The organism is Paratractidigestivibacter sp. (assembly GCF_052362415.1).
Classification (GTDB): Bacteria; Actinomycetota; Coriobacteriia; order Coriobacteriales; family Atopobiaceae; genus Paratractidigestivibacter.
This window is the reverse complement of the sequence record NZ_DAWEMK010000211.1, coordinates 1-1191: the sequence shown is the minus strand read 5'-3', so window position 1 is coordinate 1191 and position 1191 is coordinate 1. Positions and strand designations below refer to the sequence as shown.

Genomic DNA, 1191 nt, shown 5'->3' with positions numbered 1-1191 from the left:
GTAGCCGCATGAGCCGCGACGCACACGACACCTCGCGCGCACGGCAAGAAGGGCGCGTCCCCCTCGCCCTGCACGCGTGCTGCGGGCCTTGCTCGCTCGAGCCCCTTCGCATCCTGCGCGAGCAGGGCTTCGAGCCCACGATCATCTGGACGAACCCGAACATCCAGCCCGTGGCCGAGCACGACCTGCGCCTGTGCACGCTTCAAGCCTGGGCGGCCGACGCCGCGCATGTGGACGTCGTCGTTGCGGGCGACGATCGCGACCTGTGGGAGCGCGCCGCCGCGCCCCATGGCTTCGACCGGCGCGCCCGCTGCCGCGCGTGCTACGCGATCCGCCTCGACGAGGCGTGCCGCGTGGCCGCTGAGCTGGGGTTCGAGCACGTCTCGACCACGCTCGCGGTCTCTCCCTACCAGCTCTTCGACGATTGCGGCGAGCTCCTTCGGGCGACGGCCGCCAAGCACGGCCTCGAGCCCGTGTGGCAGGACTTCCGGCCGTTCTACCCCGAGGCGACCCGGGAGTCGCGCGAGCTCGGGATGTACCGGCAGAACTATTGCGGCTGCCGGTTCAGCTCGGCGGAGGCCGCAATCGAGCGGCACGAGGCCCGCGACGAGCGCAAGCGCGCGAAGGCGGCTGCCAAACTCGCCCTCGCCGCCGAGCGGGGGTAGCGGGCACGCTGCGCGCGAGCTCGGCCTAAATCCCCGCTGATTTGGAGCGCGGCGGCGCTAGGGCTAGACTGTTCTGCGGTTTATTCCGTGGAAAGGCAGACCATGCGCACCGACGACTTCGATTACCCGCTCCCTGACGAGCTCATCGCCCAGGCCCCCGCCGAGCCCCGCGACTCTTGCCGCCTGCTCGTCCTCGACCGCGAGGACGGCCATGTGGAGCACAAGACCTTCACCGACATCATCGACTACCTCGAGCCCGGCGACCTCGTCGTCGCGAACAAGACCCGCGTGCTGCCCGCGCGCCTCGTGGGAAAGAAGCGCGGCACCGGCGGCGTCTGCGAGACGCTGCTGCTCAAGCGCCGCGAGGACATCGACGCAATGGGCCACGTGTGGGAGTGTCTCGTCAACCCCGGCAAGCGACTGAAGCAGCCGGGCATCGTGATCGAGTACCGCGCGGGCGGTCTGCACGCCCCCGACTCCGCGCCCGTCGTGCTCACCGGCACCATCGTCGACTTCGTCGAGGACT

The 1191-nt window shown here is 70.3% G+C and carries 2 protein-coding genes; both read left to right on the top strand.

Translation table 11 applies throughout. The features are described from left to right. The first annotated feature begins 8 nt into the window (after positions 1-8). Positions 9-665, top strand: a complete 657-nt coding sequence (locus ACT84W_RS11025; RefSeq protein ID WP_444329258.1) for an epoxyqueuosine reductase QueH — start codon at positions 9-11, stop codon at positions 663-665. Positions 666-767: 102 nt separating this feature from the next. Then, on the top strand, positions 768-1191 hold a 424-nt coding region (locus ACT84W_RS11020), incomplete at its 3' end, for an S-adenosylmethionine:tRNA ribosyltransferase-isomerase (RefSeq protein ID WP_444329256.1).